This is a genomic window from Longispora sp. NPDC051575, assembly GCF_040681875.1.
Lineage (GTDB): Bacteria > Actinomycetota > Actinomycetes > Mycobacteriales > Micromonosporaceae > Longispora.
Genome location: NZ_JBFAZP010000006.1, coordinates 39,667 through 65,858 on the forward strand (window position 1 = coordinate 39,667; position 26,192 = coordinate 65,858).

The 26,192-nt window shown below is 72.6% G+C and carries 25 protein-coding genes and 1 riboswitch; of the genes, 15 read left to right on the forward strand and 10 right to left on the reverse strand.

The window, feature by feature from the left end:
* Nucleotides 1–147: 147 nt before the first annotated feature.
* Genes AB0M43_RS17760 through AB0M43_RS17775 form a run of 4 tightly spaced genes read left to right on the forward strand, consistent with a single transcriptional unit; the run spans nt 148 to nt 6,273 of the window.
* Nucleotides 148–2,058: a hypothetical protein gene (locus tag AB0M43_RS17760; protein ID WP_363725864.1), complete on the forward strand. Its 1,911-nt coding sequence runs from the start codon at nt 148–150 to the stop codon at nt 2,056–2,058.
* Between the two features lie 17 nt (nt 2,059–2,075).
* A complete protein-coding gene (locus AB0M43_RS17765; protein WP_363725866.1) occupies nt 2,076–3,725 on the forward strand; it encodes a glycosyltransferase family 2 protein in 1,650 nt (549 codons plus the stop codon).
* Complete coding sequence (locus AB0M43_RS17770) at nt 3,722–4,726, forward strand: glycosyl hydrolase (RefSeq protein WP_363725867.1); 1,005 nt, start codon at nt 3,722–3,724, stop codon at nt 4,724–4,726. The genes AB0M43_RS17765 and AB0M43_RS17770 overlap by 4 nt, the downstream gene beginning before the upstream one ends.
* Nucleotides 4,723–6,273 carry a glycosyltransferase family 39 protein gene (locus AB0M43_RS17775; RefSeq protein ID WP_363725869.1) on the forward strand — a complete coding sequence of 517 codons (1,551 nt, stop codon included), beginning with the start codon at nt 4,723–4,725 and terminating at the stop codon, nt 6,271–6,273. The genes AB0M43_RS17770 and AB0M43_RS17775 overlap by 4 nt, the downstream gene beginning before the upstream one ends.
* Nucleotides 6,274–6,282: 9 nt before the next feature.
* On the opposite strand, the gene AB0M43_RS17780 is transcribed toward AB0M43_RS17775, so the two are convergent.
* A complete protein-coding gene (locus tag AB0M43_RS17780; protein ID WP_363725871.1) occupies nt 6,283–6,843 on the reverse strand; it encodes a hypothetical protein in 561 nt (186 codons plus the stop codon).
* Between the two features lie 223 nt (nt 6,844–7,066).
* Between AB0M43_RS17780 and AB0M43_RS17785 the strand changes: the two genes are divergently transcribed.
* From AB0M43_RS17785 to AB0M43_RS17805, 5 genes are all read left to right on the forward strand, one after another.
* A complete protein-coding gene (locus AB0M43_RS17785; protein ID WP_363725874.1) occupies nt 7,067–7,258 on the forward strand; it encodes a hypothetical protein in 192 nt (63 codons plus the stop codon).
* Nucleotides 7,255–7,581, forward strand: coding sequence for a hypothetical protein (locus AB0M43_RS17790; protein WP_363725876.1), 327 nt, complete (start codon nt 7,255–7,257; stop codon nt 7,579–7,581). The genes AB0M43_RS17785 and AB0M43_RS17790 overlap by 4 nt, the downstream gene beginning before the upstream one ends.
* Before the next feature lie 24 nt (nt 7,582–7,605).
* Complete coding sequence (locus AB0M43_RS17795; protein ID WP_363725878.1) at nt 7,606–8,517, forward strand: ATP-binding cassette domain-containing protein; 912 nt, start codon at nt 7,606–7,608, stop codon at nt 8,515–8,517.
* Nucleotides 8,514–9,242, forward strand: a complete 729-nt coding sequence (locus tag AB0M43_RS17800) for an ABC transporter permease (RefSeq protein ID WP_363725880.1) — start codon at nt 8,514–8,516, stop codon at nt 9,240–9,242. Before AB0M43_RS17795 ends, AB0M43_RS17800 begins: the two co-directional genes overlap by 4 nt.
* Nucleotides 9,243–9,321: 79 nt before the next feature.
* Nucleotides 9,322–10,584: a deoxyribodipyrimidine photo-lyase gene (locus AB0M43_RS17805; protein ID WP_363725882.1), complete on the forward strand. Its 1,263-nt coding sequence runs from the start codon at nt 9,322–9,324 to the stop codon at nt 10,582–10,584.
* Between the two features lie 36 nt (nt 10,585–10,620).
* Here AB0M43_RS17805 and AB0M43_RS17810 read toward each other — a convergent pair whose 3' ends face one another.
* The 5 genes from AB0M43_RS17810 to AB0M43_RS17830 are packed head-to-tail and all read right to left on the reverse strand — an operon-like array spanning nt 10,621 to nt 15,778.
* Nucleotides 10,621–11,376 carry a DUF1295 domain-containing protein gene (locus AB0M43_RS17810; RefSeq protein WP_363725884.1) on the reverse strand — a complete coding sequence of 252 codons (756 nt, stop codon included), beginning with the start codon at nt 11,374–11,376 and terminating at the stop codon, nt 10,621–10,623.
* Nucleotides 11,360–12,634, reverse strand: a complete 1,275-nt coding sequence (locus AB0M43_RS17815; protein ID WP_363725886.1) for a cyclopropane-fatty-acyl-phospholipid synthase family protein — start codon at nt 12,632–12,634, stop codon at nt 11,360–11,362. Before AB0M43_RS17815 ends, AB0M43_RS17810 begins: the two co-directional genes overlap by 17 nt.
* Nucleotides 12,631–13,839 (reverse strand): cyclopropane-fatty-acyl-phospholipid synthase family protein, encoded by a 1,209-nt coding sequence (locus AB0M43_RS17820; protein WP_363725888.1) that lies wholly within the window; start codon nt 13,837–13,839, stop codon nt 12,631–12,633. The genes AB0M43_RS17815 and AB0M43_RS17820 overlap by 4 nt, the downstream gene beginning before the upstream one ends.
* A complete protein-coding gene (locus AB0M43_RS17825; protein ID WP_363725890.1) occupies nt 13,836–14,543 on the reverse strand; it encodes a DUF1365 domain-containing protein in 708 nt (235 codons plus the stop codon). The genes AB0M43_RS17820 and AB0M43_RS17825 overlap by 4 nt, the downstream gene beginning before the upstream one ends.
* The gene (locus AB0M43_RS17830; RefSeq protein WP_363725892.1) at nt 14,540–15,778 is read right to left on the reverse strand and encodes an FAD-dependent oxidoreductase; all 1,239 of its coding nucleotides are present in this window, start codon (nt 15,776–15,778) and stop codon (nt 14,540–14,542) included. Before AB0M43_RS17830 ends, AB0M43_RS17825 begins: the two co-directional genes overlap by 4 nt.
* Before the next feature lie 180 nt (nt 15,779–15,958).
* On the opposite strand from AB0M43_RS17830, the gene AB0M43_RS17835 reads away from it, so the two are divergent.
* From AB0M43_RS17835 to AB0M43_RS17855, 5 genes are all read left to right on the forward strand, one after another.
* Nucleotides 15,959–16,540 (forward strand): alpha/beta fold hydrolase, encoded by a 582-nt coding sequence (locus AB0M43_RS17835; protein WP_363725894.1) that lies wholly within the window; start codon nt 15,959–15,961, stop codon nt 16,538–16,540.
* An 83-nt stretch (nt 16,541–16,623) separates the two neighbouring features.
* A complete protein-coding gene (locus AB0M43_RS17840) occupies nt 16,624–17,595 on the forward strand; it encodes a YafY family protein (protein WP_363725896.1) in 972 nt (323 codons plus the stop codon).
* A gap of 55 nt (nt 17,596–17,650) precedes the next feature.
* On the forward strand, nt 17,651–18,871 hold the full coding sequence (locus AB0M43_RS17845) for a M23 family metallopeptidase (protein WP_363725898.1): 1,221 nt from the start codon (nt 17,651–17,653) through the stop codon (nt 18,869–18,871).
* Between the two features lies 1 nt (nt 18,872).
* Nucleotides 18,873–18,943: riboswitch (guanidine-III (ykkC-III) riboswitch) on the forward strand.
* A 13-nt stretch (nt 18,944–18,956) separates the two neighbouring features.
* Nucleotides 18,957–19,208 carry a hypothetical protein gene (locus AB0M43_RS17850; RefSeq protein WP_363725900.1) on the forward strand — a complete coding sequence of 84 codons (252 nt, stop codon included), beginning with the start codon at nt 18,957–18,959 and terminating at the stop codon, nt 19,206–19,208.
* Between the two features lie 265 nt (nt 19,209–19,473).
* Nucleotides 19,474–21,408: a hypothetical protein gene (locus tag AB0M43_RS17855; RefSeq protein WP_363725902.1), complete on the forward strand. Its 1,935-nt coding sequence runs from the start codon at nt 19,474–19,476 to the stop codon at nt 21,406–21,408.
* Between the two features lie 51 nt (nt 21,409–21,459).
* On the opposite strand, the gene AB0M43_RS17860 is transcribed toward AB0M43_RS17855, so the two are convergent.
* Nucleotides 21,460–22,122, reverse strand: a complete 663-nt coding sequence (locus AB0M43_RS17860) for a response regulator transcription factor (protein WP_363725903.1) — start codon at nt 22,120–22,122, stop codon at nt 21,460–21,462.
* Nucleotides 22,119–23,309 (reverse strand): sensor histidine kinase, encoded by a 1,191-nt coding sequence (locus AB0M43_RS17865; protein ID WP_363725904.1) that lies wholly within the window; start codon nt 23,307–23,309, stop codon nt 22,119–22,121. The genes AB0M43_RS17860 and AB0M43_RS17865 overlap by 4 nt, the downstream gene beginning before the upstream one ends.
* Before the next feature lie 332 nt (nt 23,310–23,641).
* Here AB0M43_RS17865 and AB0M43_RS17870 point away from each other — a divergent pair, with 332 nt between their 5' ends.
* A complete protein-coding gene (locus AB0M43_RS17870) occupies nt 23,642–24,457 on the forward strand; it encodes a hypothetical protein (protein WP_363725906.1) in 816 nt (271 codons plus the stop codon).
* A gap of 143 nt (nt 24,458–24,600) precedes the next feature.
* Here AB0M43_RS17870 and AB0M43_RS17875 read toward each other — a convergent pair whose 3' ends face one another.
* The gene (locus AB0M43_RS17875) at nt 24,601–24,969 is read right to left on the reverse strand and encodes a PRC-barrel domain containing protein (RefSeq protein WP_363725908.1); all 369 of its coding nucleotides are present in this window, start codon (nt 24,967–24,969) and stop codon (nt 24,601–24,603) included.
* Nucleotides 24,970–25,179: 210 nt separating this feature from the next.
* Nucleotides 25,180–26,121 (reverse strand): ribose-phosphate pyrophosphokinase, encoded by a 942-nt coding sequence (locus AB0M43_RS17880; RefSeq protein ID WP_363725910.1) that lies wholly within the window; start codon nt 26,119–26,121, stop codon nt 25,180–25,182.
* Between the last annotated feature and the right edge of the window lie 71 nt (nt 26,122–26,192).

Genomic DNA, 26,192 nt, shown 5'->3' on the forward strand with positions numbered 1-26,192 from the left:
CGGGAGTTCCCGGGCCGGCCTCACTGTATGCACATGGACAGTCACAAAACGCTTATGGGTACTGCGATCTCGCCGACTTCCGACGTTGAGGACTGGCCGGTACTCGATACCATCAGGGCGCACCATTCCTTACCCTGAAGAGGAACCATGGCGAAGGTCGGCCCGTACGCGCTGCTCCAGCTCCTGAGCGACTCCCATATCGCCCAAACCTGGCTGGCGCAGAGTGACGACGGCCAGCGGTTCACCGTCGTCGTGATGACCGACGGGGCCAAGCGCAACAGCGCGCACCGGTCCACCTTCAGCTTCGCGATGGTCTTCATCAACCAGGTGCTCTCCGGGCAGAACCTGGTCGCCGCGACCGACCCCGCCGGCAAGCGGCCCTGGATCGCCTTCCACGGCGAGAACCACGACGCCGCCCGCCAGTTCCTCGGCGCGATGAACATCCCGTTCGCCCCGGACGCCGGCACGGGCCAGCCCGGCCGGGGCTGGGCGCCGGAGCCGATGTCGGCCGAGCTGACCGTGCCGCAGGTGTTCCCCGCGCCGCCGGAGCCGGAGCAGGCGACGATCCTGCAGCCGATCCCACAGGAGGATCGCCGGTTCCTGCCGCCGGGGGCGTTCCCCTCGTCGTTGACGTCGCCGGAGCCCGTGGCCGCGCCGCGCGCGCCGGAGTCGGCGACCCCGCCGCACGGGTCGGAGCCGACGGCCGTGCTCGGGTTCCCGCCGGACCAGGGCAGCACGCCGCCTAGCGGCCTGCCGCAGGTCGGGCGGCAGCCGGGGGTGTTCGCCGCGCCCGAGCCGCCGACCGTGCCGCAGCAGGCCGGGCCCGGGGCGGGCGCTCCGCCGGTGGCGGGGCATCCGCAGGCGCCCGGGGTGGGCGCGCCGCATCCGGGGCAGCCCGGGGCCGCGCAGCCGGGGCCGCAGCAGTGGCCGGGGCAGGCGCAGCAGGCTCCCGGACAGTTCCCGGGCCAGGTCGGTCCTGGACAGGTCGGTCCCGGACAGGTCGGTCCCGGACAGGTCGGCCAGGGGCAGCCCGGTCCGGGGCAGGCGTGGCAGGGGCAGGCCGTGACCGGGCACCAGTGGCCGGGGCAGCCGGTTCCGGGCCAGGGCGGTCCCGTCCCGCCGCAGGCCGCGCCGCAGTGGCCCGGCGCCCCCGTACAGGGCGCGCCGGTCGGCGCCCCGCAGAGCGCCCCGCCCGCGCCGGGCTGGCCCACGCCGCCCGTGTCCGCCGCGCCGTACCCGGTGTCGGGAATGCCCGGTTCGGTGTCCGCCGCGCCGTACCCCGTGTCGGGGCCGGCCGGGCAGGTCTCGGGCACGCCGTACAGCGCGCCGCCGGGACAGGCGTCCGGGGTGCCCTACACCGCCGCGGGGTATCCGCCGCCGAAGAAGTCGCGCAAGGGGCTCTTCCTGGTGCTCGGCGCGTTGGCGCTGGTCGTCGTGCTGCTGCTCGGCGGCGGCGTGGTGGCGTACCTGGAACTGAGCAAGAAGGCCGACCCGAAGCCGAGCCCGCAGGCCGAGCCGGAGCCGACGACGGGCGTGGTGCCCGGCCTCGAACCCCCGCAGGTCGCCGTCTGGCCGAACTACTGGGCGGTCTACAAGCCGACCGACAAGACCGTCCCCTCCAACACCAAGGGCGAGGTCGGGTTCGACTTCAAGGTCCCGACGACGTGGACGTGCGCCAAGCAGCAGGTCAAGCCCGGCTGGCCGACGATGTTCCAGTGCGGCGACGGTTCGGGCGCGGCCGGGGCCCCGAGCGGGCAGCTCGTGGTGCGCGACTGCCCCGACGGCTGCGGCGAGGACAGGCAGAAGGAGCTCCGGCGCAAGGAGAACGCCTGGGGCCTGCAGTGGTTCAAGGCCGAGGACGGCACGTTGTACGCCCGGGACAAGGAGGGCGTCGAGGACGGCGGCCAGAAGCAGTACCGGCTGGTAGTGGTCCGGTACGCGCGCAGCAAGCCCGGCGGCCCCCTCGACCGCCAGGTGACCCTGCGTCTGACGTCCTCCACCGAGCTGGGCTGGCACCTGCAACGCGTCGCCAACGAGCTCCGTACCGCGGTCGCCTAGGCCGGCGACCGGAAACGATGCGACCCCTCCTGACCAGGCGCACCCCGCGGGGCGTCGATCCGACGCTCACCGCCGAGTTCCGGATCCCCGGCGAGCTGCGGCTCCCGACCCAGCGCTCGACCGGCCCCCTCCGGCCGGCGTACGCGCCCGTCCCGTTGCCCCCGACGGACGACGAGAAGTACGTGCACCGCAAGCGCCGGCTGGTCGCGTTGATGCTCGCGTCGCTGGTCAGCTTCACCTGCCTGACCGTGAGCCAGGTGCTGTTCCTGCGGATGTCCCCGTGGCTGCTGCTGTTCACGCCGCTGCTCGGGTTCACGATCGTGTACTACGTGATCTCGTTCGTGGTCAACGTCGGTACCCGCGACTTCGACATGCGCGCGCACAGCCGGCTGGTGGCGGGGTGGCGGCCCGAGAAGTACCCGTCGGTGGACGTCTTCCTGCCGATCTGCGGGGAGCCGGCGCACGTGGTCGGCAACACGTGGGCCTGCGTGCGGAAGATGGTGGCCCGCTATCCGGGCGAGATCCGGGTGCACGTGCTGGACGACTCCCCCGACGACGGCCTGCGGCGGACGGCCCTGGGGTTCGGGTTCCGCTACCTGCGGCGGCCCAACCGGGGCTGGTTCAAGAAGGCCGGCAACATGCGGCACGCCTTCGAGCGCACCGACCACGACTTCATCCTGGTCCTCGACGCGGACTTCGCGCCCCGGGCCGACATGCTCGAGGAGCTCCTGCCGTACTTCGACGACGCGCCCGACCTGGGCATCGTGCAGTCGCCGCAGTACTTCCGGGTGCACAAGGGCCAGGGCTGGCTCGAACGGGGCGCCGGCACGGTCCAGGAGCTGTTCTACCGTTCCGTGCAGGTCTCCCGGCAGCACCACGGCGCGGCGATCTGCGTGGGGAGCTGCGCCGTCTACCGGCGCGCGGCGTTGGACGCGATCGGCGGCACGGCTCTGATCGAGCACTCCGAGGACGTGCACACCGGCTTCAACCTGCGGGTCGAGGGCTGGGGCCTGCGGTACGTCCCGGTGGTGCTGGCGGCCGGGTTGTGCCCGAGCAACGTGGACTCGTTCTTCACCCAGCAGTACCGGTGGTGCGCCGGTTCCATGAGCCTGCTGAGTTCGCGGAAGTTCTGGCGGACGAAGCTCAGCCTGCGGGCCCGCCTGTCCTACGTGTCCGGTTTCTGTTACTACGTTCACACCGGGCTCTACACGCTGGTCACCCCGGCGCTCCCCCTGGTGCTGCTGGCGGTGTTCCCCAGCCAGATCGCGGTGCTCAACTACGTGCTGATCATCCCGAGCATCATCTACAACCTGGCGGTCGTGCCCCTCTGGCACCGCACCCCGTACGGGGTGGACGTGTTCACCGTGAAGCTGATCTACGGCTGGGCGCACATGTTCGCCGTGTGGGACATCCTCCGGGGCCGCCCGATGGGCTGGCAGCCGACCGGCGGCACCGCGAAGAAGGACCGGACCCGGCGGCTGTGGCACGGACTGCGGTTCTGGACCACCGGGCTGTCCCTCGCCTGGGTCGGCCTCGCCGGGGCCCGGATGTTCACCGGCCCGCCGCTGGACTACGTGCCGATGTTCCTGTCCGGGATGTTCGCCCTGCTCATCGCCCTACAGTCGTTGCTGGTGAAGCCCACCCGCGACATCGAGGTCATCGCATGAAGTCGAAGTACCTTTTCATGATCATGGCCATCCTCGCGGTGGCGGCGATCGAGGTCGCGGTGGTGCGCACGATCCCGATCCGGGGGCACGCGGGCGGGATCCTGGCCGCGCCGATCAACGAGCCGACCCAGGCCCCCGCGCCGACGTACGACGTGAGCCGGCTGGTGTCGCCGAAGACGAAGTACCTGGGCGTGTCGGTGGCCGGCGGCGCGGACGCGGGGCGGATCAGGGCGCACGCCGAGCGGACCGGCAAGGAACCGAACCTGGTCTCGATCTTCGAGAGCTTCAAGGACGGGTTCGCCGCGTCCGAGGCCCGCCGGCTGCACGAGGGCGGCAGCATGGCGTTCATCCGGTGGGAGCCGTTCGACATTCCCATGAAGGACATCGCCGAGGGCAAGCAGGACACGTACGTCACCGGGTTCGCCAAGGCGGTGCGGAACCTGAACCTGCCGATCGCGATGACCTTCGCCCACGAGATGAACGGGCACTGGTACTCGTGGGGCACGAAGGGCAACACCCCCGAGGAGTACGTCGCGGCCTGGCGGCACGTGCACGACATCTTCCGGGCCCAGAACGCGACCAACGTGCTGTGGGCCTGGACCCCCAACGTGATCAACCCGGTGCGCGGCGTCGAACTCGGCCCGCTGTACCCGGGGGACACCTACGTCGACTGGGTCGGCCTGGACGGCTACTACACCCTCGACGGCCAGCGGAACTTCAAGGACCTGTTCGGCCCGTCGATCGCGGCCGTCCGGAAGTTCACCGCGAAGCCGATCATCATCGTGGAGACCGGGGTCGAGCTGAACCCGTCCCGGCCCAGCCAGATCGTCAACCTGATGACCAACGTGGCCGCCAGCCCCGACGTGATCGGGATCGTCTACTTCAACATCAACGGCTCCGGGGACTGGAACATCGACAACGACCCGGCGGCACTGAAGGCGATGCGGGAACAGGCCCAGAATCCGGTGTTCGGCTTCAGTGTCAAGGAGTACGCGGGATGACCGACGTGAGCACCGCGCCCCCGGAGGTCGAGGAGGACAGGGCCCCGGCCGTCGCGCCGCCCGCCCCGCCGCGCGCCGGCCCGCGCCGGGCGGGCGCGCTCCTCGCGCTGGTCCCGGCCCTGGGCACGCTGGCCCTCGCCCTGTACCAGTCCGGCAACCGCAACATGTGGAACGACGAGCTGGTCACCTGGCACGCCGCCCGGCTGTCGTTCGCGGAGCTGCGTCGGCTGATCGTCAACATCGACCTGTACCACGCGTTCTTCTACGTCCTGATGCACCCGTGGCTCAGACTGGCCGGCGACTCTCCCACCACGATGCGGCTGCCGGCGGCCGTCGCCATGGCCCTCGCGTGCCTGCTCATCGTCCTGATCGGACGCCGGTTGACGGACACCGTCACGGGGCTGACGGCGGGGCTGCTGTTCATGCTGCTGCCGTCCGTCTCCCGGTACGCCCAGGAGGCCCGGTCCTACGCCCTGGTCGTCCTGGGGGTGACCCTGGCCACCTGGCTCCTGCTCCGCGCGCTCGACCGGCCCACGGGCCTGTGGTGGGGCCTGTACGGGGCGACGCTCGCGGTGGTCGGCTGGCTGCACTTCGTGTCCCTGATGGTCCTCCTCGGGCACCTGCTCTGGGTGTTCCTCACGGCCCGCCGCGACGACCGGGTGTGGCAGTGGATCGTCACCGTCGGCACGGCGATGCTGGCCGTGATCCCGCTGTTCGTGCTGGGCAGCAGTCAGGCGACGGCCGCGTCCTGGATCAAGAACGACTGGCCGGCGGTGCTGAAGTTCCCCCGGCAGCTGTTCGGCACGATGACCATCGCCCAGGCGTTCGGGGTGCTGGCGCTCGTCGGCCTGCTGCTGGCGCTCCGGTCCCGGTGGCGGGTGGCCCTGACGCTGACCCTGTGGCTGCTGGTGCCTCCCCTGGTCGCGTACCTGACCGGTTCGGTGCTGCACATCTTCCTCGCCCGGTACTTCTTCTTCACCCTCCCGGCGTGGTGCCTGCTGGCGGCCATGGGCGCCTGCCAACTGTTCCGGCTGCCGGCCCGGGGCCGGATGCCCGCCACGCTGGGGCTGGTCGGCGGGTTCCTGGCGGTCGCCCTGCTCGGCTACACCGGGCTCCCGGCGCAGCGCGAGGTGCGGACCAACGCGGCCGACGGGCAGCCCGGGTACGCGGGCGCGTTCCGGTACATCGCGGCGCACGCGCAGCCGACCGACGGGGTCGCGTTCAACGACGGGTTCGACCGGTCCGGTGACCTCGCCCGCCGGGTGATGAACTACGAGCTGCGCGACGCGCCCAGCCGCCCCCGCGACATGTTCATGGAACGCACGGCGCGGGAGCAGGGCTGGCTCGCGGCGAAGGAGTGCCCGGACTGGAGCAAGTGTCTCGGGGACGTCAAACGGGTCTGGCTGGTCGAGACCGGTAGCCGGACCGACCCGTTCGGCGGGTTGCCGAAGAGCCGGGCGGCGCTGATGAAGGACAAGTTCACGGTCACGAAAACGACGAACCTGGAACGGATCCGGGTGATCCAGCTGGACCGCAAGAAGCCGTAGCCGGGGCCGTCAGGCGGTGCCCCGGCCGCGTCGCCGCCACATCCAGGCCCCGCCGCCGGCCGCCACCAGCAACACCCCGGCCCCGCCCGCGACCCCCCACCCGCCCGGCGTCATCGGTTCCTGCTCCGGCTCGCCGGCCGCCACCGTGTTCATGTCCGTCGCGCACGCCACGGCCGCCCCGTTGCGCACCGGCAGCGCGCACGCCGTCAGCGCCAGCCGCTGCTGGCCGGCGGGCAGGGCCGAGGCCAGGCCCGAGACCCGGATCCGGGTGGACCGTCCGGCGCCGACCTCCAGGGGCCAGCGGACCCGCGCCCCGTCGGCCTCCGCGCCGCGGCTGCGCGCCGTGAGTTCCACCCCGACGGGTACTCCGACCTCCAGCACCAGGTTCGCGGTCTCGGTGCCCGCGTTGCGGACCGTGACCGTGTACTCGTGCCGCTCCCCCGCCCGGACACTCGCGCGGCCGTCGTCCACGGTGACGGCGATGTTCGGTTCGGCGGCGGCGGGGGTGCCGGCGCCCAGGGTGAGTCCGCCGGCGACGAGGGCGAAGAAAATGCTTCTGCGTGCGTACATCCGCTATGCGTAACGCGTTGTGGTTCGGCGGCCCGGAAGGCGCGCCGGACCGTTTATTTCCGGTGGAAAGTTGTACCCACAGCCGACATAACGTGAATGAAAACTCATGTGTTTGACAGGTAGGCGACAGTCCGTCGAGATTGCCTGCTCAACCCCGCTTACCTGGAACGTACCGCCCTATCCGCTTATGGAAAGACAAGGCGTACGGAGAGGAAGCCTCACAATGGATCAACGGCCGCAGGTCTGGCTGGTGGTGACGACCGAACTGCCCCGTAGCCTGGTCGACCGGGAACAGGTGCTGGAAATCGTCGAACACCGCAACCGGCAGAACGCGATCGCCGAATTCGAGTACAAGCGTGCCGGGCGTAATGTGCGCCGGGGCGTGTGGCGCGTGAAGGTCGTGGAGGCGACGTGACCGAATTCCTGACGACGACGCCGATCGGGGCCGTCGACACCGCGTACGACGACCAGCTCGGACTGCACCGGATCACGAGTCTGCGGCTGGAGTGTTCCGGCAACCACGTGTACTGGCTGGAGCCCGACACCACCTACCAGCTCAACCACGACGGGTACGACTGGACGATCAAGGGCGGGCAGTGGGGTCGGGCGCGTCTGACCTTCCTGGGCTCGCCGATCTGGGCGTTGCCGGGCGTCGAGGGGGACGAGCACCTCGACCAGCGGCACACGTACCTGCTGCGGCCCGGGGGCACCGGCTGGGAGTTATGGCTGCAACAGTAGGGAAAAGTACCTAATATTCTCCACATGATCGTGGAGGCGGCCGGGCTCGGAAAGTCCTTCGGGGCCAAACGCGCGGTGAACGACGTCAGTTTCGTGCTCCAGCCCGGACGGGTGACCGGCTTCCTCGGTCCCAACGGCTCCGGGAAGTCCACGACCATGCGGCTGATGCTCGGCCTGGACCGCGGTGAGGGCACGACCCGGTTCGACGAGCGGCCCCTCGTCGAGCACGAGGTGCCCGGCCGGGTGGTGGGCGCGCACCTCGACGCGAAGTCGTTCCACCCGAACCGGTCCGCCCGCGACCACCTGCGGATGCTCGCCGCCGGCACCGGGGTCCCCGACCGCCGGGTGGACGAGGTGATCGAACAGGTCGGGCTCGACACGGTCGCCCGGAAGCGGCCCAAGGGCTTCTCGCTCGGCATGGGCCAGCGGCTCGGCCTGGCCAGCGCCATCCTCGCCGAACCCGACGTGCTGCTGCTCGACGAGCCGGCCAACGGGCTCGACCCGCAGTCGATCCAGTGGATGCGCGAGTTCCTGAGGGCCTACGCCGGGACCGGCCGGGTGGTGTTCGTCTCCAGCCACCTGATGTCGGAGATGCAGCTGATGGCCGACGACCTGGTGGTGATCGGGCGCGGCACGCTGATCGCGCACGAGCCGCTGGGCGCGTTCGTCGCCCGGAGCACCCGCAACGACGTGCTGGTCCGGGTGCCCGACCCGGGGCTGTTGATCGACCGGCTCGCCGCCCAGGGGCTGTCCGCCGTCCGGGAGGGCGCCGACGCCGTGGCCGTCGCGGGGGCCAGTACGGACACCGTGGGTGACATCGCCTTCCACGCGGGGCTGCCCGTCCGCGAGCTGCTGGCCCGGACGGCGAGCCTGGAGGAGGCGTTCCTCGAACTGACCACCGACCACCAGGAGTACGCGACCCGGGAGGCCCCGTGACCTCGGCCCTGCGCTACGAGTGGCGGCGGATCAGCTCCGTGCCCGGCACCTGGGTGATCGCGGCCCTGGTGGTGCTGATCGCGGCCGGCCTGTCGACGCTGTTCGTGGCGGTCGGCGAGTCCGACCCGGTGCCCGCCCGCAACCTCGCCGCCGGGTTGGCGACGCCGCTGAGCATCGGCGGGTTCCTGTTCGCCGCGTTCGGGGCGCAGGCGCTGGGCCAGGAGTACCGGTTCGGCACCATCCGCTCGACCCTCACCCTGTTCCCGCGCCGGCCGACGGTCTTCGCGGCCAAGTACGCGGTCACGGCGCTGGTCACCGTGGCCGTGCTGGTGCTGGCGGCCGTGGTCAGCGTCGCGGTGGTGGCCGTGGGCGGCTGGCGGCTCGGGTTCGACGGCGCCCCGGGCGGCGGGGTGGGCGGGCTCGCGGTGCGGGTGGTGCTCGTGGCGCTCGGCTGGCTGGCGTGGGGCTTCGGGATCGCCGGGATCACCCGGAACACCGCGTTGGGCATCGTGCTGCCGCTGGTCCTGGCGTTCGTGGTGGAGACACCCCTCACGGTGGTACTGGGCCAGAAGGCGCCCTGGCTCGTCGACCTGTTCCCGTTCGGCAACGCGGGCGCGGCCGTGGCGATGGACGGCGGCGCGTGGGGGGCGCTGGGGATCTTCCTGCTGTGGGCGGGCGCGGTCGCGGCGGCGGCGTACGCGTCGTTCACCTACCGCGACGCCTGAGCCGGTCCCCCGGCGGAACCCGGAGCACCACCCGGCGGGTCCCCGGCAACCGTCGCGGGCCGCACGGGACAATGTCCCCATGATGGACACGGCGATCGTACTGTTCACCCGGGACCTGCGACTCGCCGACAACCCCGCGCTCACCGCCGCCGCGACCGCCGCCCGGCACGTGGTCCCGCTGTTCGTGCACGACCCGGCCCTCGACGTGGGCCCGGTCCGGGCGGCGTTCCTGGCGGGCTGCCTGGCCGACCTGCGGGCCGGGCTGCGGGCGCGGGGCGCGGGACTGGTGGAGCGGACCGGCGACCCGGCGGCGGAGGTGGTCCGGTTGGCGGCGGAGCTGCGCGCGGGCGACGGTACCCGTCAGATCGGGGTGGCCTGTGCCGCCGACGTCTCCGGCTTCGCCCAGGCCCGCCAGCGCCGCCTGGCCGCCGCCTGCGAGGGGGCCGGGCTGAGTCTGCGGCTGTTCGACCAGCTCACGGTCGTCCCGCCGGGCGAACTCGTGCCGACCGGCGGCGACAGCTACAAGGTCTTCACCCCGTACTGGCGGCGCTGGCAGGCCGTGGTGCGCCCCGGCACGACCCCGGCCCCCGACCGGCTCACACTGCCCCCGGGCCTGGAGGCGTCGGCCGGCCCCGAGGGCGCGGACGGCGAGCGGGCCGCGCGGAAACGGCTCGCCACCTGGCGGGACACCTGGGACTCCTACGCCGAGGGCCACGACGACCTCGCCGGGGACCGGACGTCCAGGCTCGCCGCGCACCTGCACTTCGGCACCCTGTCCCCGCGGGCGCTGCTCGACGGGCCGGAGGCGTTCGTCCGCCAGGTGTGCTGGCGGGACTTCTACGCCCAGGTGCTGCACGCGTTCCCCCGGCTGACGACGCACCCGTTCAAGAACGTGGTCGAGGACTGGGTGGACGATCCGGAGTCCCTGGAGGCCTGGCGGGCGGGGATGACCGGGGTGCCGCTGGTGGACGCGGGGATGCGCCAGCTGGCCGCCGAGGGGTTCATGCACAACCGGGCCCGGATGGTGGTCGCGTCGTTCCTCACCAAGCACCTGCGGATCGACTGGCGGCTGGGGGCGGCGCACTTCATGGCGCTGCTGGAGGACGCGGACGTGGCGAACAACTACGGCAACTGGCAGTGGACGGCGGGCACGGGCAACGACACCCGGCCGTACCGGCGGTTCAACCCCGTGCGGCAGGGCTACCAGCACGATCCGCGCGGGGAGTACGTGCGGCGGTACGTGGGCGAGTTGTCGGGGCTGGCCGGGCCGGTGGTGCACGAGCCGTGGAAGCTGCCGGCCTCGCAGACGAAGGGGTATCCGAAGCCGATCATCGAGCTGTGAGGAGGTCCCGCCCCGGTCGGCAGCCGGGGCGGGCGGTCACGTCCTCTTCGGGAACCACGGCACGAAGCCGCTGGTCCGGGCGAGATACTCGGCGTACCCGGGCCGGGCCTTCATGGCGGCCTCCGTCATCGGCTTGCCGGTCTTCCCCGCCAGGAACCACGTCATCAGCACCGGCGACAGGACCGTCAGCACCCCCGGCCAGGTCGCGCACGCCACGAGCCAGATCCCCCACCACACGCACGCGTCGCCGAAGTAGTTCGGGTGCCGGGTGTAGCGCCACAGGCCGGTGTCGAGGACCCGGCCGCGCCCGCCGGCCTTCTGGAACGCGTACAGCTGCCAGTCGCCGACGGTCTCGAAGACCATGCCCACGGCCCAGAGCAGCACGCCGGGCAGTACCCACCAGGACAGTCCGTCGTAGTGCCACTGGGCGAGCTGGACGGGCAGGGACACGAACCAGACGATCACCCACTGGAGCAGGTACACCATGAACAGCGGGTACCAGCGGCTCTTCCCCGCCAGGAGCTTCGCGTACCGCGGGTCCTCGGGCTTGCCCCGCGACCGCCAGGCGATGAACAGGGCCAGCCGCAGCCCCCACAGCACCGTGAGCGCGGTGATCAGCCAGTGCCGGGGCGTGATCAGGTAGCCGACGACGGCGAGCGCGGCGAACCCGAGGCCCCACGCGATGTCCACGACCCGGTGCTTGCCGATCGCGGTGCCGATCCCGAAGAAGACCAGCAGCACGACCAGGGCGGCGAGGGCCTGCCAGCCCATCGCCTCAAACACCGGGGACACCGAGGGCCTCCCGGGTGTACGGCATCCCGCTGTCCCCCTCCAGCATCGGCCGGACGGCGAGGATCTGGTCCACGCCCATCCGGTTCTCGGCGAAGCTGAGCGCCCCGCCGACCAGGTACAACCGGAAGATCCGGGCCATGGGCTCGCCGACGAGGTCGACGGCCTCCGCCCAGCGCTTGTCGAGGGTCTCCAGCCAGGCCTCGACGGTGCGGACGTAGTGCTCGCGGATCGCCTCCACGTCGCGGACCTCGAAGCCGGCGTCCTCGATCAGCGCCACGGTCTCCCCGACGGGCCGCATGTGCATGTCGGGGGCGATGTAGTGCTCGATGAACGCCCCGCCGCCGGGCGCGACCCGGCCCCGGGACATCTGCTGGACGAGCAGCCGGCCGGTGGGGCGCAGCAGCCGGAACAGCGCGGCCGTGAACACCGGGTAGTTGCGGGCCCCGACGTGTTCGCCCATCTCGACGGTGGCGATGGCGTCGAACGGGCCGTCGTGCACGTCGCGGTAGTCCTGGAGCCGGACGTCGACCCGGCCCTCCAGCCCGTGCTCGGCGACCCTGCGTTCGACGTGCGCGAGCTGTTCGGCGGACAGTGTGACACCGGTGACGTGCACGCCGTAGTGGTAGGCGGCGTGCACGGTCAGGGAGCCCCAGCCGCAGCCGACGTCGAGGAGCCGCATGCCGGGTTGCAGGTCGAGCTTGCGGCAGATCAGGTCGAGCTTGTCGCGCTGGGCGTCGGCGAGGGAGTAGTCGGGTTCCTCGGAGCGCCAGTAGCCGCACGAGTACGCCATCGTCTCCTCGTCGAGGATGAGCTGGTAGAAGGCGTTGGACAGGTCATAGTGGTGGCCGATCGCGGCCCGGTCGCGTTCCTTGCTGTGCAGCGCGCCGGTGAGCCGGGCCTGGGTCTCCGGGGCGGCCGGGCGGGCGCCGAGGATGCCGAGCTTCCCCGCCAGCCGCAGGGCGCGCAGCCGGTGCGCGGCGGTGAGCTTGGGCCGGCCGGTGGTGCGGACCTGGCGCCAGACCCGGCGCAGCCCGTCGGCGAGGTCCCCGTCGACGTCGAGTTCGCCGGCCGCGTACGCCTGGGCGAGGCCGAGTTCGTTGGGGCTCCACAGCAGGCGGCGCAGCGCGAGCGGGTCGCGGACGACGAGGGTGGGGCCGTGTCCGGGGCCGGCCTCGCTGCCGTCCCAGGCTCGGATCCGGACGGCGGGCGGTTGGCCGGTGATGGTGGTCAGGAGCGACGCGAGCTGGGGCGCGATCATCTCTCCGCCTTTCCGAGGACGAGTTGGTGCACGTCGAGGTAGCCGGACGCGAACCCCGCCTCGGAGTACGCGAGGTAGAGATTCCAGGTGCGCCGGAACGTGTCGTCGAACCCGAGCCGGGCGAGTTCCCCGGCGCGGTCGAGGAACCGGGCCCGCCACAGCTTGAGCGTGTCGGCGTAGTGCGGCCCGAAGGCGAAGGTGTCCAGGATCCGCAGCCGGGTGCGGCCGAACGCGGCGGACAGCGCGGGCAGGGACGGGATCAGCCCGCCCGGGAAGATGTACTTGTGGATCCAGGTGTACGTGTACCGCGACGCCACCATCCGGTCGTGCCGCATCGTGATCGCCTGGATCCCGATCCTCCCGCCGGGGGCGAGCAGCGCGTCGAGGGCGGCGGTGTACGTGGGCCAGTACTTCTCCCCCACCGCCTCGATCATCTCCACCGAGAGGATGGCGTCGTACTCGCCGCGCACGTCCCGGTAGTCCATCAGGTCGACGGTGACGTCCACGCCCGCGGCGGCGGCCCGGCGCAGGGCCAGGTCGCGCTGCTCGGAGGACAGGGTCACCGAGCGGACGACCGCGCCGCGCCGGGCGGCCCGGATCGCCAGTTCGCCCCAGCCGGTGCCGATCTCCAGCACCCGGGTGCCGGGGCCGACCCCGGTCGCGTCGAGCAGCCGATCGATCTTGCGGTGCTGGGCCTCGGCCAGGTTCTCCCAGCTCGCCGGCCCGTCGAACAGCCCGGAGGAGTAGGTCATCGTGTCGTCGAGGAACAGCGCGAACAGCTCGTTGGACAGGTCGTAGTGCCGGTGGATGTTGCTGCGCGCGCCGTCGCGGTCGTTGGCGTCGGCGCGCGGGTGCCGGGCCACGTAGAACCGGCGCAGCCACTGCAGGCGGCGCGGGACGAGGGCGTCGGCGTGCGCGGCGAGGACGCCCAGCACCTCGGGCAGCTGCTCGGAGTCCCACTCGCCGGCCTGGTAGGACTCGCCGAAGCCGATCAGGCCGTCGCGGCCGAGCCGGCGGCAGAACGCCTCCTGGTCGCGGAGCTGGAGGGTGGGGCCCGGACCGGCGAGCAGGCCGAGGCGGTCGGCGACCCGGTCGAGGAGGGCGGCGGCGATCCGGCCCCGCAGCCGGGCCCGGGGCACCACCGCGACGTCGGGCCACCGCGTCGGGTCGACGGGGGCGGCGGGACGGGACACGACCTGGGTCATCGGACTCTCTCTCGGGACGGGGGACGGGGGACGACGGGCAGGCCCTTCAGGTACAGGAGAATGCCCTGTTTCTTGATCCGCGCGGCCACCAGCAGGGTCTGGAACGCGGCGGAGAGCAGGCCGGGGACGGTCGCGGCGCGCATCGTGCCCCGCAGGCTCGCCACGAACGGCGTCCCGCCCTCGGGCCGCAGGGTGATGGTGAGCGCCAGCTGGTGGCCGGGGAGCGGCAGGCTCATCCGGTAGGTGCCCCGGCCCGGCATGAACGGGGAGACGTAGAAGTCCTTGTCGACCTCGGCGCCGTCGCGCGCGTCGGGGAACAGCAGGTAGCAGTGCCGGCCGCCGTAGGTGTTGTGCACCTCGGCGACGACGCAGGCCTGGGTGCCGTCGGCGTTGTGGCACCAGTACACGGTGAGCGGGTTGAAGACGTGGCCGAGGACCCGGGCGTGGGTGAGCATCAGGATCTGGCCGCCGCCGAGGTCGACGCCCTGCTCGGCGAGGTAGGCGTCCAGGTTGCGGCGGAGCGAGGTCGACTGTCCGATGTGGTCGGACGCACGGAACCCGGCCAGGGGGCGCAGGAGGCGCGGGATCGTCGGCAGGTCGTCCACGTCGACCAGCCACTGGTGGGTGCGGTAGGCGAAGGCGTGCCGGACCGGGCCGGTGCGGACGTGCCGCAACGAGCACCGGTACAGGGTCGCCGTCGTCACCAGACCACCCCTAAGCTCAGGGCCGCCAGCACGCCGGAGCGGCAGCCGTCCTCGTGGAAGCCCCAGCCGTGGTACGCGCCCGCGTAGGCCACCGTCGCGTCGGACAGTTCGGGCAGCCGGCGCTGGGCGGCCACCGCCTCCGCCGTGTACACGGGGTGCGCGTAGTCCATCCGGGCCAGCACGGCGTCCTCGGGCACCCGGCCGGCCGGGTTGAGGGTCACGACGTGCGGGGTCGGGGTGTCGAGGCGTTGCAGCCGGTTCATGTCGTAGCTGACCACCGGCCGGCCGGCGCCCGGGTCGCAGGCGGGCAGCAGGTAGTTCCACGAGGCCCGGGCGTTGGTGTGCCGGGGCAGGATCGCGTCGTCGGTGTGCAGCAGGGTCTCGTTGCGCGAGTAGCCGAACGCGCCGAGGAGTTCCTTCTCCGCCGCGCTCGCGTCCGGGCGGATCGCCAGGGCCTGGTCGGCGTGGGTGGCGATCACGGCCGCGTCGAAGAACTGGGCGAAGTCGGCCTCGTCGCGCACCTCGACCCCGCCGGCCACCCGGGTCACGGACCGGACCGGGACGCCGCGCCGGGCGGCGGGCAGGGCCGCGGCGACCTTGTCGACGTAGCTGCGGGAGCCGCCGACGACCGTGCGCCAGGTGGGCGAGCCCTGCACGCTGAGCATGCCGTGCCGCTCCAGGAAGACGAAGAGGTAGCGGGCGGGGTAGTCGGCGACCCGTTCCGGGCCGCAGGACCAGACCGCGGAGACGACGGGTACGAGGAAATGGCGCACGAAATAGGTGCTGAAGCCCCGGGAGAACTCGCCCAGGGTCATGTCGTCGTCCCCGGCGGCGAGCAGCGCCCGGGCCTTCCGGTGGAACCGGGGCACCTGGGCCAGCATCGCCAGGAACCGGGGGTCGACGGCGTTGCGCGGCCGGGCGAACAGGCCGGGCAGCTTGCGCGCCCCCGCGTACTCCAGGCCGCAGCCCTCGCAGCGCACCGACATGCTCATCTCCGTCGCCTGGGTGGCCACGCCCAGTTCGGCGAACAACCGCAGCAGGAACGGGTACGTCCGCTCGTTGTGCACGATGAAGCCGGAGTCCACCGCCAGGCCGCCCAGGTCATGGGTGTGCGCGTGCCCGCCGAGCCGGTCGTCCGCCTCGAACAGGGTCACGTCGTGCTCCCACCGGAGCAGGTACGCCGCCGTCAAACCGGACACCCCCGCGCCGATCACCGCCACCTGCCGTCGCCCCATGGGCCACTTCACCCCTCACAGTCAGTCTTCACCGTGCATTCGGGGCGGGAGGGAGAACGGATGGGTCGGGTCGGTGGCGGCCCCGGATGGGCGGGGAGCCGGGACCCGTCCGGGGGCGGGGTGGCGACGAATGGCACTACGGTGGAGTCGCCCCCGCACCCGAGAGTCGAGGACTGTCGCATGACCCGAAGGATCGTCGGCGGAGTACCGGCCGGAGAGGGCCCCGTCGTCCTCGTCCTGCACGGCGGGGCGTCCGAGAGCCACCAGCCGCCCGGCCTGCTGCCGTACCTGCGGATGCTGCCGTTCGCGTGGGCGCTGCGGCGGCGCGGGCTGACCACCCGGCTGCTGCGGTACCGGTACCGGGGGTGGAACGGGGCCGACCGGGACGCGTACACCGATGTGCTGTGGGCCCTGGAACAGCTCGGACCGCGCCCGGTACTGCTCGTCGGGCACTCCCTGGGCGGCCGGGCGGCCCTGCACGCGGGCGGCGCGCCGGACGTCGTCGGGGTGGCGGCGCTGGCGCCGTGGATCGAGCCGGGCGACCCCTGGGAGCAGCTCGCGGGCAGGCCGGCGCTGTTCGTGCACGGGTCGCGGGACCGGGTGACCGATCCGGGGCTGTCCCGGCGGTGGGCGGATCTGCTCGGGGCCCGGTTCGAGGACCTCGACGACGGGCACGCGATGCTGCGCCGGGCGCGGCGGTGGCACACGCTGGTGGCGGACTTCGCGGTGCAGACGCTGGCGGGCGTGGCGCCCCGGCGCTGACCGCCGCCGGGCCACGCCGGTCCCGCACCGCCCGCGCGGCCTCCGGGCACCCGGGGCGGCGGATGCACTGACAGAATGTGTCAGTGCGCGCCAGTCGACTCGTGTCCCTGATCCTGCTCCTGCAGACCCGGGGCCGGATGACCGCCCAGTCCCTCGCCGACGAGCTGGAAGTGTCGGTCCGGACCATCTACCGCGACGTCGACGCCCTGCACGCCGCCGGCATCCCGCTGTACGGCGACGCCGGCCACTCCGGCGGCTACCAGCTCCTCGACGGCTACCGCACCCGGCTCACCGGCCTCACCGCCGACGAGGCCGACTCCCTGTTCCTGGCCGGTCTGCCCGGCCCGGCCGCCGAGCTGGGGCTCGGCGCGGTGGTGGCCGCCACCCAGCTCAAGCTGATGGCCTCGCTGCCCGAGGAGCTGCGGGACCGGGCCGGCCGGATCCGGGAACGGTTTCACCTCGACGCGCCGGGCTGGTACGCCGAGGCCGACGACGTGCCGCACCTGGCCGCCCTCGCGCGCGCCGTCTGGGAACAGCGCGCGGTCGAGGTGCGCTACCGGCGCTGGCGGGCGCCGCAGGAGGTGACCCGGACCCTGGAGCCGTACGGCCTCGTGCTCAAGGGCGGCCGGTGGTACCTGGTGGCGCTGTCCGCCGGTCAGGTCCGGACGTACCGGGTGTCCCAGGTGCTCGAACTGCACGTCGCCGAGGACCGGTTCGAACGGGCGGCGGAGTTCGACCTCGCCGGGCACTGGGCGCGTTCCCTCGCGGAGTTCGCGGCCCGGCGGTTCACGGGCGAGGCGGTGCTGCGGCTGTCCCCGGAGGCGGTGCGGCGGATGGACGACCTGGTCAGCGACGAGACGGCCCGCGCGGTCCGGGACACCGCCGCCGACGACCGGGACGGCTGGGTGCGGGCCACGGTGCCGATCGAGTCGGTCCGGCACGCGCGGACCCAGCTGCTCGTCCTCGGGGCCGGGGTGGAGGTGCTGTCCCCGCCGGAGCTGCGCGCCGCGCTGGCGGAGACGGCCCGCGAACTGGCGGCGCTGTACGCGGAATAGTGCCAACCACGTACCTCGTGTGTGCTTGTCATGATTTGCTGGCTATCCTCAGTCGATGTCTGACTTAGCGTGCAGGGTGCTGATCGGCGCGGCGCTCGCCGGGCTGATCGTGGCCGCGGGTCCGGTGTCGGCGGGTCCCGACCCGGCCCCGCAGTCGGGGGCCCCGGGGACCCGGGCCCCGGAGCCGGCGCGCCCGGAACCCGCGCCCGTCGGGACCGTGCCGCCCCCGGCGCTCCCGTCGCCGCCCGCCCCGCCCGCCCCGCCGGTCCCGCCCGCTCCGCCGATGCCGCCCGCCCCGCCGTCGCCGCCCGGACCCTCCGGCTCGGGGCAGGGCACCGGGCAGCCCGGCACCGGCACCCCCGCCCCCACCAGCGCCGACCCGACCGGGTCCGCCGACCCCCTGGCAGCGCTCCCCGCCCTCCCCCGCTCCGAGGTGACCCGCGCGGCCCTCGCGCCGGCCGCGATCCGGGAACCCGGGGTCAGCCCGGCCGCCGCCGCCCGGGGCCAGGCCGTGCTCCGGGCCGCGCAGGCCTACCGGGAGGTCGCCGAGCAGAACGCCCGGCTGGCCGCCGCCGAGGCCGCCCTCGCCCGCGACACCGAGACCATGCGCACCGACGCGGGCCTGCCCGCCGAGCTGTACCGCCGGGCCGCCGCCGTGCCCGAGCCGATGCGGGGCCCGTGGTGGGAGCTGCACCGGGCGAACATCCGGCTCCCGGCCGACCGCACGACGCACGAGCGCGCGGTCGCCGCCGACCGCGCCGCCGTGTCCGGGGCCCGGGGCACCGCCGACCGGGCGGGCCGGCGGGCCCGGGTGGTGGCGACCGGGCTGGACGGGCCGGCGCGGACCGCGCTGGAGACCGGCTCGCGGGCCGCCCCGCCGCCGCCCGGCCGACTGCTGTCCCCCGTGGCCGGGCCGGTGACCAGCGGGTTCGGTACCCGGATGGATCCGTACTTCCAGCGGGTCGCCCCGCACGCCGGGGTGGACCTGGCCGCGCCGGTCGGCACCCCGGTGCTCGCGGCGGCCCCCGGCCGGGTGCTGCGCGCCGGCTGGGCCGACGGCTACGGCTACTACACGTGCCTCGACCACCCCGACCGCGCCATCTGGACCTGCTACGCGCACCAGTCGGTGATCCTGGTCCGGCCGGGCGAGCAGGTGTCCGCGGGCCAGCCGATCGGCCTGGCCGGCTCCACCGGGGCGTCCACCGGGCCGCACGTGCACTTCGAGGTCCGGCGAGGAGGATCACCGGTCGATCCGCGCCCCTGGCTGGCACAATGAGGGGGCGTCCCCGGGTTCGGGGACCGCCCGGACGAGATGTGCGCCGTACCCGGACCGCCAAGACGACGCTCACGAGGAGTACTCCGTGGGCCAGCTCGTCCAGATTGTCGGTTCCCTGCTTGTACTGTCCGGCTTCGCGCTCGCCCAGGCCGGCGTCCTCAACCCGAAGTCCCTGGTCTACCTGTGGCTGAACGTGGTCGGGTCCACGGTGCTGGCCATCGAGGCCGTGCTGGAACGGCAGTGGGGCTTCCTGCTCCTGGAGGGCGTGTGGGCCGTCGTGTCGGCGGTCGGCCTGATCCAGGTGCTGCTCCGCCGGAACCGGCCCGCGGCGGAGTAGGACCGGCCCACGTAGGCCGGAACCAATGTCAGGGTTCCGCATTCAGAGTGAGAAAGCACCGCCGGACGGCGTCCCGCGCCGCCCGATGGCCACTCATACCCGCCGGACCTCCCGAAACGCGCCCCCGAACGGCGACCCCCGCGCGGCGAACGGCGACCCGCCGGCCGCGAAGGGGCCAGAACCTCTGTCGCGCGGCGGACACAATCCCCTGTGGATCAGGAAGCGGGGCCAATCTGGGGCTGTTCGCGTAGAGAGAAGGTCCCCCGTGAGACTTCGAATCCTGCTGGTCATCGCCCTGTTCGCCGCGCTGTTGGGAGTGCCGTCGCCGGCTGGTGCCGTCGACCCGGGCGACCGGGTGGCACTGCGCCACCTCGTGATCGCCGTCGACGCCGAGGACTTCGGCCTCGCCACCTGGAAGGCCGCCCTCGACCGGGTCGGCACGCCGTACGACGTGCTGCTCGCCGGGTCCAGCCCGCTGCCCGCGCTCGTGAAGGCGGACGGGACCGGGCGCTACGACGCGGTGCTGCTCACCAGCGCCGCCCTGCTCACCGCCGACGGTTCGGGCGGGTACTCCAGCGCGCTCGACGGCGCCGAGTGGTACTCGCTGTGGAACTACGAGCAGGTCTACCACGTCCGCCAGGTCGCCCTGTACGCCGGCCACGGCGCCTACCCCGAGGACTACTGCCTGCGGGCCGGCACCGAGGGCGGGATCGGCGCGACCCCCGAACACGCCGCGGTGACCGCCGCCGGCGCGCCGATCTTCGACTACCTGCGCGCCTCGGCGACCGTCCCGATCCAACTCTCCTATGTGTACCGGTCCCAGCTCGCCCCCGGCTGCGCGGCCACCCCCCTCCTCACCCTGGGCTCCGACGTGATCGGCGTGACGAGCACGGCGCCCGACGGCCGGGAGCGGCTGGCGTTGACCTTCACGACGAACCAGTACCTGCCGCAGGCCGACCTGTTGCTGTACGGGCTGCTGCGCTGGGCCACCCGGGGCGTGTTCGTCGGCGAGCAGCGGCACTGGCTGCACGTGGACGTCGACGACGTGTTCATCGCCAACGACCACCTGCTGGCCGACGGGACCTACTCCCCGACCGAGTTCCGGATCTCGGGCGAGGACCTGGCCGGGGCGGCGGCCCAGCAGGCGGCGCTGCGGCAGCAGTACCCCCAGGCGAGTGCCTTTGTCCTGAATCTCGCCTACAACGGGGAGGGCATCGACCCGGCCGCGCCCGCGCAGTGCTCCTCGACGGGGACGCCCGACCCGCTGACCAGCTACGCCCGCTGCCTCGCCGGGCAGTTCCGGTGGATCAACCACACCCTGACCCACCCGAAGATGAACACCACCCCCTACCAGGAGAACCTCGACGAGATCAGGAACAACCAGACGGCGGGTACGACGGCCGGGCTCGCCCCGCCGCCCGTGGTGCTCAAGACGCCCGAGTACTCCGGGCTCGGGGTCTACCACCCGGACCCGACCAACGACATCGACCCGCCGACCGACCACGGGCTCGCCGCGTCGAACCTCCCGATGTTGCAGGCCGCGAAGGCCGCCGGGGTGAAGTTCCTGCACGGCAACATGTCCTTCGCCAGCCACAGGCCGGCGTGCTCGAACTGCTCCACCCCGCACCCGCTGGTCCCGGCGCTGCTCGTCGTCCCGGACTGGCCCACCGACGTCGCCTACCACGTGACCACGCCCGAGGAGGAGACCACGTTCTACAACTCCTACTACGGGCCCACCGGCCGGTTCCCCTACTTCGACCACGACCTGAGCTACGCCGAGATCCTCGACCAGCAGGCCACGATCGCGATGGCGCACCTCGGCTCCGGCTCCGTGTACAGCCACACGATGCACCAGGGGAACCTGCGGCAGTACGCGCCCGGGTCCAGCCTGACCTTCGACTGGCTGAACGCGGTGCTGGCCCGGTACAGCGCCACGTACTCCGTGCCGCTGCGCACCCAGACCTGGCCGGACCTCGCGAGCTACACGTCCTACCGCAACACGCACTTCGCGGCCCTGGGCACCGGGGTCGACCCGGTGTGGACCCGCTCCACCCGGACGGTGAGCTACACGTCCACGGTCGCCGGGTCGCTGTGGTTCACCGGGATCCGGGCGGCCGGGTACGACCTGTACGGGTCGGACTTCATCTCGCGGATCGCGTTCACGGCCGGGGTGACGAAGTACCAGGTACTGCCGAACTAGAGCTCCTGACGCCGCGCGGTTCCGGCCCGGTCCGGGCCGCGCGGCCCGGGCTCAGGCGCGCGGCGTCACCAGCCCCGACTCGTAGGCCAGCACCACGGTCTGCGCCCGGCTCGACACCCCGAGCTTCGTCATCGTCCGGTTCAGGTGCGTCTTGACCGTCGCCTCGCTGACCACCAGCCGCTCGGCGATCTCCGCGTTCGACAGCCCCCTGCCGACCAGCCCGAGCACCTCCACCTCCCGGGAGGTCAGCGTGTCCAGCTCGGGCGCCACCGGAACCCGGTCCGGCCGCCGGGTGTACGCCTCGATCAGCCGGCACGTCACGCTCGGCGCGAACAGCATGTCCCCCGACCCGACGACGCTGATCGCGGCGAGCAGGCGCTCCGGCGGGGTGTCCTTGAGCAGGAACCCGGAGGCCCCGGCGCGCAGGGCCGCGAACACGTACTCGTCCAGGTCGAAGGTCGTCACGATCAGCACCCGGGGCGGGACGGCGGTCCGGGAGCGGGCCAGCAGCCGTTCGGTGGCGGCCACCCCGTTGAGGCCGGGCATCTGGATGTCCATCAGCACCACGTCGGGCTCCAGTTCGGCCGCGAGCGCCACCGCCTGTTCGCCGTCGGCCGCCTCGCCCACGACCGTCAGGCCCGGGGCGGCCCGGAGCAGGGCGGCGAGACCGGCGCGGATCAGCACCTCGTCGTCCACGATGAGAACGCGGGTCATCGGCTGTCTTCCTCCACGAGTGCCACGGTGGGCAGGACGAGCTGCACGGCGAAACCTCCGCCGTCGCGGGGGCCCGCGGTGAGCACGCCCCCGAAGATCCGGGCGCGTTCCCGCATGCCCACCAGGCCCTGCCCGGTGGACTCCGCGGGCGGCCGGGCGGGGCGGCCGTCGTCGACCACCCGCACCGTGACCGTCTCCGGCCCGTAGTCCAGGTCCACTGTGGCACGGGCGGGGCCGGCGTGCCTCAGCACGTTGGTGAGGGCCTCCTGGGTTACCCGGTACGCGCACAGTTCCGCGCCCGGCGGCAGCGGCCGGGGGCGGCCCGTGACGGCGAACGCGACCGGGACGCCGGAGGCGGTGACCCGTCGGACCAGGTCGGGGAGCCGGTCCAGACCCGCCGGGGTGCCGGCGGTCGCCTCCTCCCCGTCGCCGACCCGGAGCACGAGGAGCAGCCGGCGCAGCTCGTCGAGCCCCTCGCCGCTGGTCGTCTCGATGGTCCGCACCGCGCCGAGGGCCGTGCCGGGGTCGGTGTCGAACACGTACCGGGCGAGGCCGGCCTGCATCGAGATCACCGACATGTGGTGGGCGACGACGTCGTGCATCTCCCGGGCGATCCGGATCCGCTCCTCGGTGACGGCGCGCCGGGCGCGGTCCTCCTGGTCGCGGCGGAGCCGTTCGGTGAGGACCGCGAGCCGGGCGTTGCGCTCGGTCACCGCCCGGCTCTTCCCGCCGAACACGCAGGCCACGAAGGCGATCAGGGCCATCTGGAACGCGATCACGTACCACGGCAGGACCCGGGCGGACATCCCGCTGTACTGGAGCACGCCGAACGTGGCCACGGCCGCGGGCACCACCCGGCGGGTCGGATACGCCGTCGCCACCGTGTACAGCCCCAGCAGCGGGCCGAAGAAGTTGATCGACGGCAGGTAGCCCTCGGCGAGGAAGGCCACGAAGGCCAGGCAGGACACCCCCAGGATCACGCGGGGGTACCGCCGGCGCAGCGTCATCGGCACGTTGATCAGCACCGTGAGCAGCCACGCCTCGGGGTCGAACGCCCGGTAGCCGTCGGGGAGGTAGAGGACGCCGACGACGATCGTCAGACCCGCCATAGCGGTGGCCAGCGCCGCGTCCCAGACCAGCGGATCGAACCGGGAGACCCACCTGAGCAGCGCCCGACCGGTCCCCATCCGGCAACCATAAAGCAACGTAAATTCTTTGTCACGACCCGCGACGGGTACCGCGGAAGTCGTACGCCCTACCGCGCCCGCATGACCCCGGTCGGTCCGTCCGGGAGCCCGTCCACAAGAGTCCGCCGGGGACCGGGCGGTGCCCCGCGGCCCGCGCGGCCAGGTAGCCCGCGATCGGGGCGGCGTCGGCGACGGACAGCTCCACCACCGCGGCGACTCGCGGTCGGCGGGCCCGCCCGAGGTGGGGCTGTCGGCGCCGACGCAGCAAACGCACACAGTACTAACATCATGTCAATACCATGTTTAGGCGGATTTGCCTTTACCCTGTGTGCATGACCGATATCCGTGCCGTGAGTATCACCGACGGGCTGCAGAGCGCCCTCGACAAGACCATCGCGATCGCGCCCAAGCTCGTCCTCTTCGCCGTCATCCTGTTCGTCGGCTGGTTGATCTCCAAGGCCATCCGCAACCTCGTCGACCGGCTCCTCGACCGGGTCGGCTACAACAAGGCCGTCGAGAAGGCCGGCCTGCAGCGCTTCCTGGGCACCCAGAAGGCCAGCAGCCTCACCGCCAAGCTCGCCTACTACGCCCTGCTGCTGTTCACCCTGCAGCTCTCCTTCGGCGTGTTCGGCCCGAACCCGGTCAGCACCCTGATCGAGGGCGTCGTGAAGTGGCTGCCGCGCGCGTTCATCGCCGTCGTCATCGTCGTCGTGGCCGCCGCCATCGCGCGTGCCGTCCGCGACCTCGCCGAGGGCGCCCTAGGCCGGCTGTCGTACGGCCCGCTGCTCGCCAAGATCGCCCAGGCGTTCATCATCGCGCTCGGCGTCATCGCGGCCCTCAACCAGATCGGCGTCGCCGGCGCCGTCACCCAGCCCGTGCTGATTGCCGCCCTGGCCACCATCGGCGGCATCCTCGTCGTCGGGCTCGGCGGCGGGCTCGTCATGCCGATGCGCGAGCGCTGGGAGCGAGTCCTGACCCGCGCGGAGCAGGACACCACCCGCATGGTCGGCGACCCGTCCGCGACCAGCCGGTTCGGCCAGTCCTCGTACTCGACCGGCGGCGCCGACCGCGACCTCGACCCGAGCCGCGCGCAGGCCGGGCAGGCCGGGGCGACCGCGAGCGACGCGGAGCACAAGCACTCCGTCTGACCGGTACGCACGCCGAAGCCCCCGGAGTTGGTTCCGGGGGCTTCGTCATGTGCGCGGGTGACCCGTGCGCCGTGTCGTGCGGGTCACCCGCCGTTCTCCGGGTGGTGGTTCGACGTGTGCGGGTGTCGGTTCGTCGGGACCGGTCAGAAGAAGCCCGGGCCGCCGTAGTAGCCGCCGAGGCCGTCGCGGTAGTTCGGGTCGTCGCGCATGCCCGTGTCGTACGGCGGCGCGTTCTTGATCTGGTCCTTCGTGCGGTTCAGGTGGACCTTCTCGTTCGCGACGTCCACCTGGCCGATCACGCCGGCCGGCAGCATCACCCGGGTACCGAAGATCCACGGTCCCGTGTCCACCACGACATAGCTCGCGCCCACGTCGTGGGTGGCCTCGTCGATCTTGCCGATGCCGCCGTCGGTGGCCTCGACGTGGAATCCGACCAGGTCGACGCCCTCGGCCGGATAGCCCGAGGCCGGCGCGTAGTTCCACGGATCCCAGTTGGGGTTGGCGGTCGTCATGACACCTCCAGGGTCTGGATCGACTGACCCTTCAGGGCTACCCGGGACCGGGCCGGGCTACACCCCGGGATCCGGAACACCACGCCGACCACCGGCCGGGCCCCGACGGCCCGGAGCGCGTGCCGTGCGCCGCGGGGGCACACGCCATGCGCTCCGGGTGGCGGACGCGCCGGTCCCCGGTACCCGTCGAGGTCTGTGGGTTCGGTCTGGTCAGGGGTGGAACAGGGCGCTCACCGACTCGCCGTTGTGGATCCGCCGCATCGCCTCGGCCAGCGCCGGGGCGACCGAGAGCACCTTGAGCTTCTCGTGCGTCTCGTCCGCCGGGATCGGCACCGTGTTCGTGCAGACGATCTCCAGCACGTCCGGCTGGGAACCGATCCGCTTCAACGCGCCGCTGGAGAACAGGCCGTGGGTGCAGGCCACCCGGATGGTGTTCGCGCCGAGCTCGCGCAGCCGGTCGAGGAGCTCCAGGACCGTGCTCCCCTTCGCGATCTCGTCGTCGAGCACGATGATGTCCCGGCCGGCCACGTCGCCGATCACGGAGGAGATGGCCACCCGGTCGTCGGCGAACCGCTGCTTGGCGCCCGCGGCGACCCGCACCCCGAGCAGCCGGGCGAACGCCGCCGCCTCCTTCGCGTTGCCCAGGTCGGGCGACACGACGGTGGTGTTGGACAGGTCGTACTGCCGGAAGTGCTCCGCCAGTTCGCGCAGCGCGTGCAGGTGGTCGACCGGCACGCTGAAGAAGCCGTGCACCTGCGGCGAGTGCAGGGTCATGGTCAGCACCCGGTTCGCCCCGGCGGCCACCAGCAGGTCGGCCACCAGCCGGCCCCCGATCGAGATCCGGGGCGCGTCCTTCTTGTCGGACCGGGCGTAGGAGTAGTGCGGCATGACGACCGTGGTGCGCGCGGCCGACGCGCCCCGGGCGGCGTCGAGCATCAGGAGCAGCTCGACCAGGTGCTCGCTGACCGGACGGACCAGCGGCTGGATGAGGTAGACGTCACGTTCGCGGCAGTTGGCCTGGAGCTGGACCTCCAGGCAGTCGTTCGCGAAGCGCTGCGACCGGACCGGCAGCAGCGGGGCCTCCAGGTGGGAACAGATCTCGGCGGCCAGCTCGGGGTGGGCACTTCCGCTGAACACGGCGATGTCTCGCATCGGAACTCCATTGTTGATCTCACGAGGCGAGCAAGACGCTACCCGGCCGTCATCCGCCGGCCATGATCGGC

What these genes read in the sequence shown, in the direction of transcription:
- AB0M43_RS17760 (WP_363725864.1), top strand. Translation starts at nt 148, where the DNA reads ATGGCGAAGGTCGGCCCGTACGCGCTGCTCCAGCTCCTGAGCGACTCC.
- AB0M43_RS17765 (WP_363725866.1), top strand. Translation starts at nt 2,076, where the DNA reads ATGCGACCCCTCCTGACCAGGCGCACCCCGCGGGGCGTCGATCCGACG.
- AB0M43_RS17770 (WP_363725867.1), top strand. Translation starts at nt 3,722, where the DNA reads ATGAAGTCGAAGTACCTTTTCATGATCATGGCCATCCTCGCGGTGGCG.
- AB0M43_RS17775 (WP_363725869.1), top strand. Translation starts at nt 4,723, where the DNA reads ATGACCGACGTGAGCACCGCGCCCCCGGAGGTCGAGGAGGACAGGGCC.
- AB0M43_RS17780 (WP_363725871.1), bottom strand. Translation starts at nt 6,843, where the DNA reads ATGTACGCACGCAGAAGCATTTTCTTCGCCCTCGTCGCCGGCGGACTC.
- AB0M43_RS17785 (WP_363725874.1), top strand. Translation starts at nt 7,067, where the DNA reads ATGGATCAACGGCCGCAGGTCTGGCTGGTGGTGACGACCGAACTGCCC.
- AB0M43_RS17795 (WP_363725878.1), top strand. Translation starts at nt 7,606, where the DNA reads ATGATCGTGGAGGCGGCCGGGCTCGGAAAGTCCTTCGGGGCCAAACGC.
- AB0M43_RS17805 (WP_363725882.1), top strand. Translation starts at nt 9,322, where the DNA reads ATGATGGACACGGCGATCGTACTGTTCACCCGGGACCTGCGACTCGCC.
- AB0M43_RS17815 (WP_363725886.1), bottom strand. Translation starts at nt 12,634, where the DNA reads ATGATCGCGCCCCAGCTCGCGTCGCTCCTGACCACCATCACCGGCCAA.
- AB0M43_RS17820 (WP_363725888.1), bottom strand. Translation starts at nt 13,839, where the DNA reads ATGACCCAGGTCGTGTCCCGTCCCGCCGCCCCCGTCGACCCGACGCGG.
- AB0M43_RS17830 (WP_363725892.1), bottom strand. Translation starts at nt 15,778, where the DNA reads ATGGGGCGACGGCAGGTGGCGGTGATCGGCGCGGGGGTGTCCGGTTTG.
- AB0M43_RS17835 (WP_363725894.1), top strand. Translation starts at nt 15,959, where the DNA reads ATGACCCGAAGGATCGTCGGCGGAGTACCGGCCGGAGAGGGCCCCGTC.
- AB0M43_RS17845 (WP_363725898.1), top strand. Translation starts at nt 17,651, where the DNA reads ATGTCTGACTTAGCGTGCAGGGTGCTGATCGGCGCGGCGCTCGCCGGG.
- AB0M43_RS17860 (WP_363725903.1), bottom strand. Translation starts at nt 22,122, where the DNA reads ATGACCCGCGTTCTCATCGTGGACGACGAGGTGCTGATCCGCGCCGGT.
- AB0M43_RS17865 (WP_363725904.1), bottom strand. Translation starts at nt 23,309, where the DNA reads ATGGGGACCGGTCGGGCGCTGCTCAGGTGGGTCTCCCGGTTCGATCCG.
- AB0M43_RS17870 (WP_363725906.1), top strand. Translation starts at nt 23,642, where the DNA reads ATGACCGATATCCGTGCCGTGAGTATCACCGACGGGCTGCAGAGCGCC.
- AB0M43_RS17875 (WP_363725908.1), bottom strand. Translation starts at nt 24,969, where the DNA reads ATGACGACCGCCAACCCCAACTGGGATCCGTGGAACTACGCGCCGGCC.
- AB0M43_RS17880 (WP_363725910.1), bottom strand. Translation starts at nt 26,121, where the DNA reads ATGCGAGACATCGCCGTGTTCAGCGGAAGTGCCCACCCCGAGCTGGCC.